This window comes from Kitasatospora sp. NPDC042419, from assembly GCF_056437345.1.
Genome location: NZ_JBWKAW010000006.1, coordinates 392,661 through 409,406 on the forward strand (window position 1 = coordinate 392,661; position 16,746 = coordinate 409,406).

A 16,746-nucleotide genomic window follows, 5' to 3' on the forward strand; every position below is an offset into this window, starting at 1 on the left:
TTCCTGCTGCCGGCCGCCGGGCCCTCGGCGTTCCGGCCGCCGTCCCGGCCGTCGTCCCGCCCCTCGTTCCGCCCGCCGTCCTGGCGGCCGCTCCGCCCGCCACCCCGCTCGTCGCTCGTCGTGCGGGGTGGTCGGGTGCGTGGTCGGCGGTACGGCCCGGAGAGCGTCCGGGGCCGGAGGGCGGACCACGCCTTAGGGGTTCGACAGGGGTTGGTTAGGGGCCCGACCGGCGGGCCCCCGCGAAACGCTGAGGCCATCACCGAGCAACCGGCCCTCAGGAGTGGAACCCACCATGGCGCCCCTGGAACCCCTCGACCCGTCCGCACCGCAGCCCGGCCCGCCGGAGGCGGTGGCCGTCGTCGGCGTCGCCTGCCGGCTGCCGGGAGCGGCGGACCCGGAGGCGTTCTGGCGGCTGCTCGACACCGGTGCGAGCGCGGTCGGCGCCGTCCCGCCGGAGCGCTTCGCCGGTGCCGAGCCGCCCCGGGCCGGCGGATGGCTGGACCACGTCGACCGCTTCGACCCCGAGTTCTTCGGCCTCTCCCCGGCCGAGGCCGCCGCGGCCGACCCGCAGCAGCGGCTGGTCCTCGAACTCGCCTGGGAGGCGCTGGAGGACGCCGGCCTCCTGCCCGACTCCCTGGCCGGCGGCCGCACCGGCGTCTTCGTCGGCGCCATCGCCGCCGACTACACCACCCTGACCACCGGCGCCGGCGCGATCACCCGGCACAGCCTCACCGGCCTCAACCGGGGCATCATCGCCAACCGCGTCTCCTACGCCCTCGACCTGCGCGGTCCGAGCCTCACCGTCGACTCCGCGCAGTCCTCGTCGCTGGTCGCCGTCCACCTGGCGCTGGAGAGCCTGCGCGGCGGCGAGTCGGACACCGCCCTGGTGGCGGGCGTCAACCTCAACCTGTCGCCCGACTCGACGCTCACCGTCGACCGGTTCGGCGCGCTCTCGCCCGACGACCGCTGCCACACCTTCGACGCCCGGGCCAACGGCTACGTCCGGGGCGAGGGCGGTGTGCTGCTGGTGCTGAAGCCGCTGACCCGTGCGGTGGCCGACGGTGACCGCATCCACGCGGTGCTGCTCGGCAGCGCGGTCAACAGCGACGGCGCGACCGACGGGCTGACCGTGCCCAGCGCGGACGCCCAGGCGGCGGTGGTCCGCGAGGCCGCGCGCCGGGCCGGGGTCGCCCCCGGGCTGGTCCAGTACGTCGAGCTGCACGGGACGGGCACCCGGGTCGGCGACCCGATCGAGGCGGCGGGCCTCGGCGCGGCGCTGGGGGCCGGGCGTGCGGTGGAGCGGCCGCTGCTGGTCGGCTCGGCGAAGACCAACGTCGGTCATCTGGAGGGTGCTTCGGGCATCGTCGGCCTGCTGAAGACGGTGCTGGCCGTGCGCCACCGCAGGCTCCCCGCGAGCCTCAACTTCCGCACCCCCAACCCGGACATCCCGTTCGAGCGGCTCGGCCTCGCGGTCCGGACCGAGTCCGGGCCGTGGCCGGACGGCGACGGCCGGCTGATCGCCGGCGTCAGCTCGTTCGGGGTGGGCGGCACCAACGCCCACGTGCTGGTGGCGGACGCCCCGGAGACCGCCCCCGTGGCGGCGACGGGCCGCGCGACGGACGACTCCGGCGCGGACGACGCGGCGCGTGACACCGGCGCGGACGACGCGGCGGGTGATGCGGCGGGTGACGCGGCCCCGGACGCGGCCGGCGGCCCGCTGCTCTGGCCGCTCTCCGCCCGCACCCCGGCCGCCCTGCGCGAACAGGCCTCCCGGCTGCGGGAGTTCGCCGGCCGGACGGAGTCCGACCCGGTGGCGCTGGGCCGGGCGCTGGCCACCACCAGGACCGCCTTCGAGTACCGCGCCGCCGTGACCGGCCCCGACCGGGACGGTCTGCTCGCCGCCCTCGACGCGCTGGCCGAGGGCGGCCAGGCGGCCGGACTGGTGCAGGGGCGCGCCGCCGCCGACGACGGTACGGTGCGCGCGGCGTTCGCCGACGGCCCGGCCCCGGACGGCACCGAGCGCCCGGCCGCCGACGGCACCGCCGTCGCGCCCGCCACCGGCACGGTGCTCGTCTTCCCCGGGCAGGGTACGCAGTGGGACGCCATGGCGCGTGAACTGCTCGCCACCGCACCGGTGTTCGCCACGAAGATCGCCGCCTGCGAGGAGGCCCTCGCGCCGCACGTCGACTGGTCGCTCGGTGCGGTGCTGCGCGGTGAGTCCGGCACGCCGGACCTGGAGCGGGTCGACGTGGTGCAGCCCGCGCTGTTCGCGGTGATGGTGTCGCTGGCCGCGCTCTGGGAGTCGGCGGGCGTCCGGCCGGACGCCGTGATCGGGCACTCGCAGGGCGAGATCGCCGCCGCCCACGTGGCGGGCGCGCTCTCGCTGGAGGACGCGGCGGCGGTGGTCGCGCTGCGCGCCCAGGCCATCGCCGGGCTGGGCCTGACCGGCCGGGGTGGCATGGCGGCCGTCCCGCTGCCCGCCGAGGAGGTTGCCGGGCGGATCGCCGGGCGGACGGACGAGCTCGGGATCGCCGCGGTCAACGGCCCGTCCGCGACCGTGGTTTCGGGCGACCGCGAGGCCGTCGCCGACCTGGTCGAGCAGTACCGGGCGGAGGGCGTGCGGGCCAAGCTGGTCCCCGTCGACTACGCCTCGCACTCGGCCCAGATGGAGCCACTGCGGGAGAGCCTGCCCGTCCTGCTCGCCGGGATCCGGCCGCGCACCTCGTCCGTCGCCTTCTACTCGACCCTCACCGGCGAGCGGTTCGACACCGCCGGGCTGGACGCCGGCTACTGGTTCCGCAACCTGCGCGGCACCGTCCGGCTGGAGACCGCGGTGCGCGCGGCGCTGGCCGACGGGCACCGGGCGTTCGTGGAGAGCAGCCCGCACCCGGTGCTGACGGTCGGGCTCGGCCAGCTGACCGACGGCGTCGCGGCGGTCACCGGCACGCTCCGCCGGGACCACGGCGGGCTCGCGCAGTTCCACGGCGCGGTGGGCGAACTGTTCGCCCGCGGCGGCACGGTGGACTGGTCCGCCCTCTACGGCCCGGGCGAGCGGCTGACCGGGCTCCCCACGTACGCGTTCCAGCGCCGCCGGCTCTGGCTGAACGGCGGCGCCGCCGGTCAGGTCACCGGTCAGGTCACCGGCCGGGTGTCCGGCCGGGAGGTGCCGGAGCCCGGTGCCGCCGCCCTGATCGAGGACGTCCCGGGTGCGGACGTCCTGGGCGCGGAGGTCCTGGGTTCGCACGCCCCGGGCGCGGACGCCCTGAGCGAGGAGGCCGCGCTGGCGGCGGTCCGCGCGGGCGCCGCGATCGTGCTCGGGGAGCCGGGCGGCCCGGACGCGGTCGACCCGGACCGCACCTTCAAGGACCTCGGCTTCGACTCCGTCGCGTCCGTCGAGTTCCGTGACCGGCTGGCCGGGACGACCGGCCTCGCCCTGCCGACCAGCCTGGTGTACGACCGGCCCACCCCGCGCGCCGTCGCGGCCTTCCTGTCCGAGCGGACGGGCGCGCCCACGGCCGCCCCCGCCCCCGCCGCGGCGCGGACGTCCGGCACCCCCGACGAGGACCCGGTCGCGATCGTCGCCCTGAGCGGCCGCTGGCCCGGCGGCGCCGACACCCCCGAACAGCTCTGGGAGCTGCTCCGCGCCGGCCGGGACGCCATCGGCCCGTTCCCGGAGAACCGGGGCTGGGACCTCGACGCCCTCTACGACCCGGACGGCGAGCGCCCCGGCAGCTCCTACACCCGGCAGGGCGGATTCCTGTACGGCGCGGACGAGTTCGACGGCGCGTTCTTCGGCCTTGCCCCGCGCGAGGCGGCCGCGACCGACCCGCAGCAGCGCCTGCTGCTGGAGTCCGCGTGGGAGCTGACCGAGCGCGCGGGCATCGTCCCGGCGACCCTGCGCGGCAGCCGCACCGGCGTCTTCGTCGGCGTCATGCCCCAGGACTACGGGCCGCGCCTGCACGAGACGCCCCCCGGGTACGAGGGCCACGCCCTGACCGGCACGCTCACCAGCGTCGCCTCCGGCCGGCTGGCCTACGCGCTGGGCCTGGAGGGCCCGGCGATCACCGTCGACACCGCCTGCTCCTCCTCGCTGGTGGCGATCCACCTCGCCGCGCAGGCGCTCCGCTCGGGCGAGTGCGACCTGGCGATCGCGGGCGGGGCGACGGTGATGTCCTCGCCGGGCATGTTCACCGAGTTCAGCCGCCAGCGCGGTCTCGCCCCCGACGGCCGCTGCAAGCCGTTCGCCGCCGCCGCCGACGGCACCGCCTGGGCCGAGGGCGCCGGGCTGGTCCTGCTGGAGCGGCTCTCCGACGCCCGCCGGCGCGGGCACCGGGTGCTGGCCCTGGTCCGGGGCAGCGCGGTCAACCAGGACGGCGCCTCCAACGGCCTGACCGCCCCCAACGGCCCCGCCCAGGAGCGGGTGATCCGCCAGGCCCTCGCCAACGCGGGACTGACGGCCGGCCAGGTCGACGCGGTCGAGGCGCACGGCACCGGCACCGAGCTGGGCGACCCGATCGAGGCCCGCGCGCTGCTCGCCACCTACGGCCAGGACCGCGAACACCCGCTGCTGCTCGGCTCGGCGAAGTCCAACATCGGCCACACCCAGGCCGCCGCCGGGGTCACCGGGGTGATCAAGCTGGTGCAGGCGCTGCAGCACGGCGAACTGCCGGGCACCCTGCACCTGGACGCGCCGTCGCCGCACGTCGACTGGACGGCCGGTGACGTCCGCCTGCTGGACCGGACCACGCCCTGGCCCGAGACGGACCGGCCGCGCCGGGCCGCGGTCTCGTCGTTCGGGATCAGCGGCACCAACGCGCACCTGATCCTGGAGGCCCCGCCGGCCGGGACCGCGCCCTCCGCGGCGCCCTCCGCCGGGCCTTCTGCCGGGCCTTCCGCCGAGCCGGCCACCGCCGGGGCACCCGACGGCCACGCCCCGCTGCTGCTCTCCGCCCGCACCGAGCCGGCCCTCCGCGCCCAGGCCGCCCGCCTGCTGGACCGAGCGGGGCACGGCGCCCCCGAGGACGGCGCCCCCGGCCTCGCCCGCGCCCTGGCCACCACCCGCACGCACTTCCCGCACCGGGCCGCCGCGCTCGGCGCCGGCCCCGCCGAGCGCGCCGACGCCCTGCGGGCGCTCGCCGAGGGCCGCGAGGACGCCCCCGGACTCCTCCGCGCCACGGCCGCCCGGACGCCCCGACTGGCCTTCCTCTACTCCGGCCAGGGTAGCCAGCGCACCCGGGCCGGACGCGAACTGTACGACACCGAAGCGGTGTTCACGGCGGCGGTCGACGAGATCACCGCACTGTTCGAACCGCACCTCGCCGTACCGCTGAAGGACGTCCTGTTCGCCGCCCCCGGCACCGCCCAGGCCGAACTGCTGGACACCACCGCCTACACCCAGCCCGCGCTGTTCACCCTGCACGTCGCACTGCACCGGCTGGCGACGGAGGCGTACGGGCTGCGCCCCGCCCACCTGATCGGGCACTCCATCGGCGAGCTGAGCGCCGCCCACCTGGCCGGCGTGCTCACGCTGCCGGACGCCGTCGCGCTGGTCGCCGCGCGCGGCCGGCTGATGGAGGCGCTGCCGGAAGGCGGTGCGATGGCCGCCGTCCGGGCCACCGAGGCCGAGGTGGCGCCCGAGCTGGACGGGCGGGTGTCGGTCGCCGCCGTCAACGGGCCCGGCTCGGTCGTCCTGTCCGGCGACGGCGACGAGGTCCGCCGGCTCGCCGAGTCCTGGCGGGCGCGCGGCCGGCAGGTCAAGCTGCTCACCGTCGGGCGGGCCTTCCACTCGCCGCACATGGACGCCGTGCTGGACGAGTTCCGTTCGGTGGCCGAGCAGTTGACGTACCACGAGCCGCGCATCCCGGTCGTCTCCAACCTGACCGGCGCCCTGGCGTCGGCGGCCGAGCTGACCGACCCCGGGTACTGGGTCCGGCACATCCGCGAGGCGGTCCGCTTCCACGACGGCGTCCGCACCCTGGCCGGGCTCGGCACCACCGCCTACCTGGAGCTCGGGCCCGGCCCGGTGCTCACCGCCCTCGCCGAGGAGAGCCTCGCCGAGGCGGACCACGCCGACGAGGGCTCCGCGGGCGAGGACTCCGCCGCGGAGAGCCGCGGCGGGGAGAACCCCGGCGCCGACCGGCCCGGCCGCCCCGACACCCCGAGGGCCCTCGCGGCGCTGCTGCGCGCCGACCGGCCCGAGCCGGCCACCGTGGCCGAGGCGCTCGCCCGCCTGCACGTCCACGGCGTGCCCGTCGACTGGGACACCGCTCTGCCCGCCGGCCCGACCCGCACCGACCTGCCCACCTACCCCTTCGAACGCCGCCGGCACTGGCTCGACCAGCCCGCCGGCCGGACCGCCGACGCCGGCGGCCTCGCCGCCACCGGCCACCCGCTGCTCTCCGCCGCCACCGAACTCCCCGACGGCGAGGGCTGGCTGCTCGCCGGACGGATCTCGCTGCGAACCCACCCGTGGCTGGCCGACCACACCGTCGCCGGCACCGTCCTGCTGCCCGGCACCGCCTTCCTGGAACTCGCCGTCCAGGCCGCGCTGCGGGCCGGCGCCGCCCACGTCGAGTCGCTGGACCTGGCGGCCCCGCTCGCCCTGCCCGCCACCGGCGGCGTCCGGCTCCAGGCGCTGCTCGGCGCCGCCGACGCCGAGGGCCGCAGGCCGCTGCGGATCCGCTCCCAACCGGACACCGAGGGCGCCGACGGCGCCGAGTGGACGGCCCACGCCACCGGCACGGTCACCGACCGGGCGCCCGCCACCCCCGGCGCGGACACCGCCGCCTGGCCCCCGCCCGCCGCCGCCCCGCTCGCCCTCGACGACGCCTACGAGCGGCTCGCCGAGCGCGGCTACCAGTACGGCCCGGCCTTCCGCGGCCTCACCTCCGCCGCCGCCCTCGGCGGGGACCGGTACGCCGACATCGCCCCGACGGCCGCCGACGCCGACGCCTACGCACTGCACCCGGCCCTGCTGGACGCCGCCCTGCACGCCGTGGTCCTGGACGCCGAGCGGACGGTCCTCCCGTTCTCCTGGCGGGACGTCACCGTCCACCGGTCCGGCGCCGCCGCACTGCGCGCCCGGATCACCCCGGCCGGCCAGGACACCGTCGCCCTGGAGCTCACCGACCCGGCCGGCCTCCCGGTCGCCACCGTCGGCGCACTCACCCTGCGCGCCCCGGCCGCCGCCGGCCCGGACTCGCTGTACCGGCTGGACTGGCAGCCCCTGGCCTTCGACGGCGCCCCGTCCACCGACTGGGCCGTCCTCGGCGACCAGGGCCAGGACGCCCGCCCGCTCGTGCTCGCGGGGGAGCACCCGGTGCTCGCCGACCTCGCCGCGGCCACCGCCGGGCAGACCGTGCTCGCGCCCGTCCGCACCGCCGAGCAGGCCCTCGCCCTGCTGCACACCTGGCTGGACGGCGAACGGACCGGCACCCTCGCCCTGGTCACCGAGCACGCCGTCGCCACCCACCCCGGCGAGGACGTGCCCGACCCGGCCGCCGCCGCCGTCTGGGGCCTGGTGCGCAGCGCACAGGCCGAACACCCGGACCGGTTCGTCCTGGTGGACACCGACACCGCCCCGGAGACCGCCGGAACCACCGACCCGTCCGCCGCGCTGCCGGCCGCCCTGTCGACCGCCCTCGGCTCCGGAGAACCGCAACTCGCCGTGCGCGCCGGGGAGATCACCGTCCCGAGGCTGGTCCGCACCCGGGCCGCCGAGCTGCTCGACCCCGGCACCGCCACCGCCTGGCGGCTCGACACCACCACCCCCGGCAGCCTCGACTCGCTCGCCCTGCTGCCCGCCCCCGAGGCCGAACGCCCGCTCGCCGCCGGGGAGGTGAGGATCGCCCTGCGCGCCGCCGGCCTCAACTTCCGCGACGTGCTGATCACCCTCGGCATGTACCCGGGCGGCGCCAGCATCGGCGCCGAGGGCGCCGGCACCGTCCTGGAGACCGGCCCCGGCGTCACCGGACTCCACCCCGGCGACCGGGTGATGGGTCTGGTCCAGGGCACCCTCGGACCGATCGCCGTCACCGACCACCGGCTGCTCACCCGCATCCCCGACGGCTGGAGCTACGCCCAGGCCGCCACCGCCCCCGTCGCCTTCCTCACCGCCTACCACGGCCTCTACGACCTCGCCGGCCTCAAGCCCGGCGAGAGCGTCCTGATCCACGCCGCGACCGGCGGCGTCGGCCAGGCCGCCGTCCAACTCGCCCGCCACGGCGGCTCGGTGGTGCTCGCCACGGCCGGCCCCGGCAAGTGGGGCGTGCTCCGCGGCCTCGGCCTGGCCGGCGACCGGGTCGCCTCCAGCCGCACCCTCGACTTCGAGGAGTCCTTCCGGACCGCCACCGGCGGCCGCGGCGTCGACGTCGTCCTCAACGCGCTGGCCCGCGAGTTCACCGACGCCTCGCTGCGCCTGCTCGCCCCCGGCGGCCGGTTCGTCGAGATGGGCAAGACCGACCAGCGCGACCCGGCCACCGTCGCCGCCGACCACGACGGCGCCGCCTACCTGGCCTTCGACCTGTTCGACGTCGACCCGGACCGGATCGCCGCCATCCTCGCCGAACTGGCCGGACTCTTCGAGCGCGGCGACCTGCACCCGCTGCCCGTCCACGCCCAGTCCGTCCGGCAGGCCCCGCAGGCGCTGCGCCGGCTCAGCCAGGCCCGGCACACCGGCAAGCTCGCGCTCACCCTGCCGACCGCACTCGCCGACGACGGCACCGTCCTGGTCACCGGCGGCACCGGCGCCCTCGGCCGGCTGGTCGCCCACCGCCTCGTCACCCGGCACGGCGTCCGCCACCTGCTGCTGGCCGGCCGGAAGGGGGCGGACGCGCCCGGCGCCGCCGAACTCCGCGCCGAACTGGCCGCCTCGGGAGCGTCCGTGACCTTCGCGGCCGCCGACCTGGCCGAACCGGACGCCGTCGCCGCCCTCCTCGCCGCCGTCCCCGCCGACCACCCGCTGACCGCCGTCGTGCACACCGCCGGCGTCCTGGACGACGCGGTGCTCGGCTCGCTCACCCCCGAGCGCCTGCGCACCGTCCGGCGGGCCAAGGCCGACGGCGCCTGGCACCTGCACCGCGCCACCGCCCGCCTCGACCTCGCCGCGTTCGTCCTGTTCTCCTCCGCCGTCGGCCTGCTCGGCAACCCCGGACAGGCCAACTACGGTGCGGCCAACGCCCAGTTGGACGCCCTCGCCCAGCACCGGGCGGTCCGCGGCCTGCCCGCCGTCTCGCTCGCCTGGGGCCACTGGGCCGAGGCCGGCGGCATGGCGGCCGGGCTCACCGCCGCCGAGACCGAACGCCTCGCCGCCACCGGCCTCGCCCCGATGACCAACGAGCAGGCCCTCGCCCTGTTCGACGCCGCGCTCACCACCCCCCACGCCGCCCTGGCGGCCGCCCGCCTCGACCCGGGGCCCGTCCCCGCCGACCGGCTCGCGCCCGTCCTGCGCGGCCTCGCCCGGCACCGCTCCCGCCCGGCCGCGGCCGCCGCCGCCGAAGGACCCGCCGCCCTGACCGCCCGGCTCGCCGGACAACCGCCCGCCGAGCAGGAACGGCAGCTGCTCGCCCTGGTCCGCTCCACCGCCGCCGCCGTCCTCGGCCACCCGGACGCCACCGCGATCCAGAGCGACATCGGCTTCATGGACAGCGAGTTCGACTCCCTCGGGGTGATCGAACTGCGCAACCGGATCAACACCGCGACCGGCCTGCGACTGCCCACCACCGCCCTGTTCGACCACCCCACCCCGGCCGCCCTCGCCGCCCACCTGCGCGACCGGCTCGCCCCCGCCCCGCAGCCGCAACAGGCCGACCCGTCAGCCGAGTTCGACCGGCTGGAGCAGGCCCTGGCGGCCCTCGACGACGACCCGGACGCCCGCGCAGGCGCCGCCGCCCGGCTCACCGCGCTGCTCGCCGCCCTCGGCGGGCCGGTCACCGCTGCCGGACCGGCCGGATCGGCCGACCCCTCGGCCCCGGAGGCCGACGACGGCCTCGCCGCCCGCATCACCGACGTCAGCGACGACGACATCTTCGACTTCATCGACAACGAGCTCGGCATTTCCTGAGAGAGGCCAACGCAGAGATGAGCACCAACGAGCAGAAGCTCCGCGACTACCTCAACAAGGTCGCCGCCGAGCTGCACCAGACCCGTCAGCGACTGCGCGACGCCGAGGCCAAGGCGGCCGGAGGCGGCACCGAGGAGCCGATCGCCATCGTCGGCATGGCCTGCCGCTTCCCCGGCGGCGCCGACACCCCCGAGGCCCTGTGGCGGCTCGTCAGCGACGAGCGCGACGTCGTCGGCCCCTTCCCCGCCGACCGCGGCTGGGACCTCGACCACCTCTACGACCCCGACCCCGCCAAGCCCGGCCGCAGCTACGCCCGCGAAGGCGGATTCCTCTACGACGCGGGCGAGTTCGACGCCGAGTTCTTCGGCATCTCGCCGCGCGAGGCGCTCGCCGCCGAACCCCAGCAGCGCCTCCTGCTGGAGACCGCCTGGGAGGCGCTGGAGGACGCCGCGATCGACCCCGCCGCGCTGCGCGGCAGCCGCACCGGCGTCTTCGCCGGCGTCATCGCCCAGGAGTACGGGCCGAGCATGCACCACCTGCCGGCCGAGCAGACCGACGGCTACGTGCTCACCGGCACCACCACCTCCGTCGCCTCCGGCCGGATCGCCTACAGCCTCGGCCTGGAAGGCCCGGCCGTCACCGTCGACACCGCCTGCTCCTCCTCGCTGGTCGCACTCCACCTCGCCGCCCGCTCGCTGCGCTCCGGCGAGTGCTCGATCGCCCTGGCCGGCGGCGCCACCGTGCTCTCCGCGCCCGGCATGTTCATCGAGTTCAGCCGCCAGCGCGGCCTCGCCCCCGACGGCCGCTGCAAGCCGTTCGCCGCCGCCGCCGACGGCACCGGCTGGGGCGAGGGCGCCGGCCTGCTCGTCCTGGAGAAGCTCTCCGACGCGCGCCGCAACGGCCACCGCGTGCTCGCCGTGCTGCGCGGCTCCGCCGTCAACCAGGACGGTCGCTCCAGCCAGCTCACCGCACCCAGCGGCACCTCCCAGCAGCGCGTCATCCGGGAGGCGCTCGCCTCCGGCGGGCTCACCGCCGCCGACGTCGACGTGGTCGAGGCGCACGGCACCGGCACCCGGCTCGGCGACCCGATCGAGGCCCAGGCGCTGATCGCCACCTACGGGCGGGCGCACAGCGACGAACAGCCGCTCTGGCTGGGGTCGGTGAAGTCCAACATCGGGCACACCCAGGCGGCGGCCGGCGTCGCCGGGGTGATCAAGTCGGTGCTGGCGATCCGGCACGGCGTACTGCCGCGCACCCTGCACGTCGACGAGCCGTCCCCGCACGTCGATTGGTCGGACGGCACGGTCAGGCTGCTCACCGAGCGGCAGGAGTGGCCCGCCCTGGACCGGCCGCGCCGCGCCGCCGTGTCCGCGTTCGGCGTCTCCGGCACCAACGCCCACGTCATCGTCGAGCAGGCCCCCGACACGGCGACGGACGCGGCCGTGGCCGCGCCCGAGGTGCTGCCCTACGTCCTCTCCGCCCGCACCCCCGAGGCGCTCGCCGCCCACGCGGCCCGCGTCGCCGACCGGCTCGCGGGCGGGCCCGGAGACGGGCACGGGCACGGGCCCGGAGACGGGTACCCGGGCCTCGACCCGGTGGCCGCCGCCCACACCCTCGCCACCGGCCGCGCCGCCCTGGAGGAGCGCGCCGTCCTCGTCGCCCCGGCGGACGCGGCCGGCGGCCTTGCGGTGGACGGTCTCGCGGCCGACGCCCTGGCCGCGCTGCGCGGCCTCGACGGCCCCGGCGTGGTCCGCGGCCGGGCCGGCACCCCGGGCCGCACCGTCTTCGTCTTCCCCGGCCAGGGCTCCCAGTGGACCGGCATGGCCGCCCGCCTGCTCGACACCGAACCCGCCTTCGCGGAAGCCCTGACCCGCTGCGCCGACGCCCTCGCCCCGCACACCGACTGGTCGCTGCTCGACGTCGTCCGGGGCGCGGCCGACGGCCCCGACCCCGACCGGGTCGACGTCGTGCAGCCCGTGCTGTGGGCCGTGATGATCTCGCTCGCCGAACTCTGGCAGGCCTACGGCGTCCGCCCCGACGCCGTCGTCGGCCACAGCCAGGGCGAGGTCGCCGCCGCCTACGTGGCCGGCGGACTCGGCCTGGACGACGCCGCCCGCATCGTCGCCCTGCGCGCCAAGCTGCTCGCCCGGATCTCGCACAAGGGCGGCATGGTCTCGGTGTCCCGCCCGCTCGCCGAGGTCGAGCAGCGGATCACCGTCTGGCCCGGCCGGCTCTCCATCGGCGTCGTGAACGGCCCCCAGGCCACCGTCGTCTCCGGCGACCTCGGCGCCCTCGCCGAACTCACCGAGGCTTACACCGCCGACGGCGCCACCGTCCGGCCCGTCAACATCGACTACGCCTCGCACTCGGTGCAGACCGAGGCGCTGCGCGAGGAACTGCTCGCCCTGCTGGCCGACGTCCGCCCGCGTGCCGGCACCGTCCCGCTGCTCTCCACCGTCACCGGCGAATGGCAGGACACCGCCGGGCTGGACGCCGGGTACTGGTACCGGAACCTGCGCCACACCGTCCGCTTCGAGCAGGCCACGCGCCGGCTCGCCGAGTCCGGCCACACGGTCTTCGTCGAGGTCTCCCCGCACCCCGTGCTCACCGGCGCGATCGAGGACACCCTGGACGCCGCCGGGGTCGCCGACGCCGTCGTCACCGGCTCGCTGCGGCGCGGCCGGGGCGACCGCGACCGCTGGCTCACCTCCGTCGCCGAGCTGTACGTGCGCGGCGTGGCCGTCGACTGGTCGGCCGCGTTCCCCGGCGCCCGCCCCGCCCACGCCGACCTGCCCGGCTACCCGTTCCAGCGGCAGCGGTACTGGCTGGACGCCAGCCGCTCGCCCGAGCACCTGTCCGCGGCCGGCGCCTCCGGTGCCGGGCCCGCCGGGGACAGCGTGTTCTGGGAGCTGGTCGCCGGGCAGGACGCCGGGCGGCTCGGCGAGGCGATCGGCGTGGACGGCGACCGGCTGGTCCCCGTCCTGCCCGCGCTCGCCTCCTGGTGGGACCGCCGCCGCGCCGCCACCGCGGCCGACGGCTGGCGCCACCGCCTGACCTGGCGGCCGGTCGCCGTCCCGGCCGCCGCATCGCCGTCGGCGGCCCGCGCCGCCGGGCGGACGGGCGGGCGCTGGCTGCTCGTCGTCCCCGGGGCGGCGGGCGGAACCGGGGTGGCGGTCGCCTCCGACTGGGCCGAGGGGCTCGGGGCGGCGCTCACCGCGCTCGGCGGCACCGTCGAGGTGCTCGTCGGCGGGGCCGACCGGGCCGCGCTGGCCGCGGCCCTCACCGACGCCGCGGCCCGGGCGGGCGAGGGCGCCGGGGCGGTGCCGGTCGCCGGCGTCGTCTCGCTGCTCGGCCTGCACCCCGGCCGGCACCCCGAGCACGACGACCTGCCGTGGGCGCACGCCGCCCAGGTCGCGCTGGCCCAGGCGCTCGACGACACCGGCCTGGCCACGCCCGTCTGGTACCTCACCCGGGGCGCCGTCAGCACCGGCTCCACCGACCCGGTCACCGACCCGGAGCAGGCCCTCGTCTGGGGCTTCGGCGCGATCCTCGCCGCCGAGCAGCCGTCCCTGTTCGGCGGTCTCCTCGACCTGCCCGCCGCACCCGCCGTGCCCGACCGGCACACCTGGCAGCAGGCGGCCGCGCTGGTCACGGACGCCTCCGCGGAGCGGGAGGTCGAGCTGGCGCTGCGTCCGGCCGGAGCCTTCGCCCGCCGTCTGGTCCCGGCCGCCCCGGCCGCCCCGGCCGGTCCTGTCGGCCCTGTCGCCCCGGTCGCGGCCGCCCCGGCGGACGGCGCCGAGGGCGGTACGGAGGCTGGTACGCAGGGCGGTGCGGAGGATGCTGCGGGCCGGGCGTGGGAGCCGCGCGGCACCACGCTGATCACCGGCGGCACCGGTGCGCTCGGCGGACACGTCGCCCGCTGGCTGGCCGGCCGCGGCGCCGAGCACCTGCTGCTGGTCAGCCGGCGCGGCGCCGACGCCCCCGAGGCGTCCGCCCTGGAGGCCGAACTCCTCGCCCTCGGCACCCGGGTGACCTTCGCCGCCGCCGACGTCGCCGACCGGGCGGCGCTCACGGCCGTCCTCGACGCCGTCCCCGCCGAGCTGCCGCTCACCGCCGTCGTCCACACCGCCGCCGCCCTGCACGACGGCCTCATCCCCACCCTCACCCCCGGACAGCTCGCCGCCGCCCTGCGGGCCAAGGCCGGCGCCGCCCGGCTGCTGCACGAACTGACGGTCGGTCACGAGCTTTCCGCCTTCGTCCTGTTCTCCTCGCTGGCAGGCGTCGCGGGCATCCCCGGCCAGGCCAACTACGCGCCCGGCAACGCCTACCTCGACGCGCTGGCCGCCGAACGGCGCGCCGCCGGCCTGCCCGCCACCTCGATCGCCTGGGGACACTGGGCGGGCGCCGGCATCGCCGCCGACGGCGCCGAGCAGCAGCTGCTCCGGCACGGCCTCGCCTCGCTGCCGCCCGCCCAGGCCGTCGAACTGCTCGGCCAGGCACTGGACCACGGCGAGAGCCACCTGGTCGTCGCCGACGTCGACTGGCCGGCCCTGTTCCGCGACCGGCCCCACCCGCTGGTCGCCGAACTGGTGCCCCGCGAGGCCGCCGCCGTCGCCCCGGCGGCGACCGGCGGGAGCGACGCGCTGGCGCGCCTCGCCGCGCTGCCCGCCGCCGAGCGGCGGCGCAGCCTGCTCGGCCTCGTCCGCGCCGAGGCGGCGGCCGTCCAGCGGCACCGCTCGGCCGACGCCGTCGACCCGGCCAAGGCCTTCGGCCAGCAGGGCTTCGACTCGCTCACCGCCGTCGAGTTCCGCAACCGGCTCGGTGCGCTCACCGGCCGCCGGCTGCCCGCCACCGTCGTCTTCGACCACCCGACGCCCATCGCGCTCGCCGACTGGCTGGCCCAGCAGCTGTGGGGCGCCGACGACCCGTCGGACGCCGCGGCCACCGCCGGGCACGCTCCGGCGGCCGGTGCGGGCACCGGCTCCGCCGTCGACGACGACCCGATCGTCATCGTCGGCATGGCCTGCCGCTACCCCGGCGGCGTCGCCTCGCCCGAGGACCTCTGGCGGCTGGTCTCCGACGGCGTCGACGCACTCACCGAGTTCCCCGCCGACCGCGGCTGGAACCTCGACACCCTCTACTCGCCCGACCCCGACCGGCCCGGCACCTCGTACGCCCGGCACGGCGGATTCCTCGACGGCATCGGCGAGTTCGACGCCGAGTTCTTCGGCATCCCGCCGCGCGAGGCGCCCGCCATCGACCCCCAGCAGCGCCTGCTGCTGGAGACCACCTGGGAGGTCTTCGAGCGCGCCGGCATCGACCCGACGGCCCTGCGCGGCAGCCGCACCGGTGTCTTCGCGGGCATCTCCGGCCGCGACTACGCGAGCGGCGCCCAGCGGGTTCCGGCGGAGCTGGAGGCCTACCTCGGCATCGGCAACGCGGGCAGCGTCGCCTCCGGCCGGATCTCCTACACCTTCGGGTTCGAGGGCCCGGCGGTCACCGTGGACACCGCCTGCTCCTCCTCGCTGGTCGCCCTGCACCTGGCCGCGCAGTCGCTGCGGTCCGGTGAGTCCGACCTCGCGGTGGCGGGCGGCGTGCTGCTGATGACCACGCCGACCACGTTCGTCGAGTTCTCCCGGCAGCGCGCGATGTCGCCCGACGGCCGCTGCAAGGCCTTCGCGGCGGCGGCCGACGGCACCGGCTGGGCCGAGGGCGTCGGGCTGCTCCTGGTCGAACGGCTCTCGGACGCGCGGCGGCTGGGCCACGAGGTGCTGGCGGTGCTGCGCGGTTCGGCGGTCAACCAGGACGGTGCCTCCAACGGCCTGACGGCCCCGAGCGGACCCTCCCAGCAGCGGGTGATCCGGGCGGCGCTGGCCGGCGCGGGCCTGGGCACCACCGACGTTGACGCCGTCGAGGCGCACGGCACCGGCACCACGCTCGGCGACCCGATCGAGGCGCACGCCCTGCTGGCCACGTACGGGCAGGGCCGGCCGTCGGACCGTCCGCTCTGGCTGGGGTCGGTGAAGTCCAACATCGGGCACACCCAGGCGGCGGCCGGGGTGGCCGGGGTGATCAAGTCGGTGCTCGCGATCCGGCACGGCGTGCTGCCGCGCACCCTGCACGTCGACGAGCCGTCCCCGCACGTCGACTGGTCGGAGGGGACGGTGCGGCTGCTGACGGAGGAGCAGGCGTGGCCGGACAACGGCCGTCCGCGCCGGGTGGGCATCTCGGCGTTCGGCGTCTCGGGGACCAACGCGCACGTGATCATCGAGCAGGCGCCGGAGCCGGTGGCCGTGCCGGAGGCGGTCTCCGAGGCGGAGCCCGCGCCGGAGTCCGCTGAGGCGTCTGCGGTGGCGTCTGGGGCGCTGTCCGGGGTGTCGCCCGTGGTGCCGTCGGTGGCGCCGTCCAGGGTGCCGTCGGTGGTGCCGTTCGTGGTGTCGGCGCGGTCTCCGGAGGCGTTGCGCGAACAGGCCCGCCGGATAGCCGAGTTCGCCGGGGCCACCGCCGGGTCCGGCGCGTCGGTGGACGTCGCGCAGTCGCTGGTGACCGGGCGTGCCGCCCTGGAGGAGCGGGCCGTCGCCCTCGGTGACGCGGCGGCGCTGCGTGACCTTGACGGTCCGGGTGTGGTGCGGGGTACGGCTGGGGCTGGTGGGCTGGCGTTCCTGTTCTCGGGGCAGGGGAGTCAG

At 77.6% G+C, this 16,746-nt stretch carries 2 protein-coding genes; both read left to right on the plus strand.

Annotated features, from left to right (window positions below; genetic code table 11):
• Positions 1–292 precede the first annotated feature (292 nt).
• Entirely contained in the window at positions 293–10,060 is a 9,768-nt protein-coding gene (locus tag AC067J_RS15990) for a type I polyketide synthase (protein ID WP_478299530.1), read from the plus strand.
• A partial coding sequence (locus tag AC067J_RS15995; RefSeq protein WP_478299556.1) for a type I polyketide synthase occupies positions 10,057–16,746 on the plus strand: 6,690 nt, incomplete at its 3' end. The genes AC067J_RS15990 and AC067J_RS15995, both read left to right, overlap by 4 nt.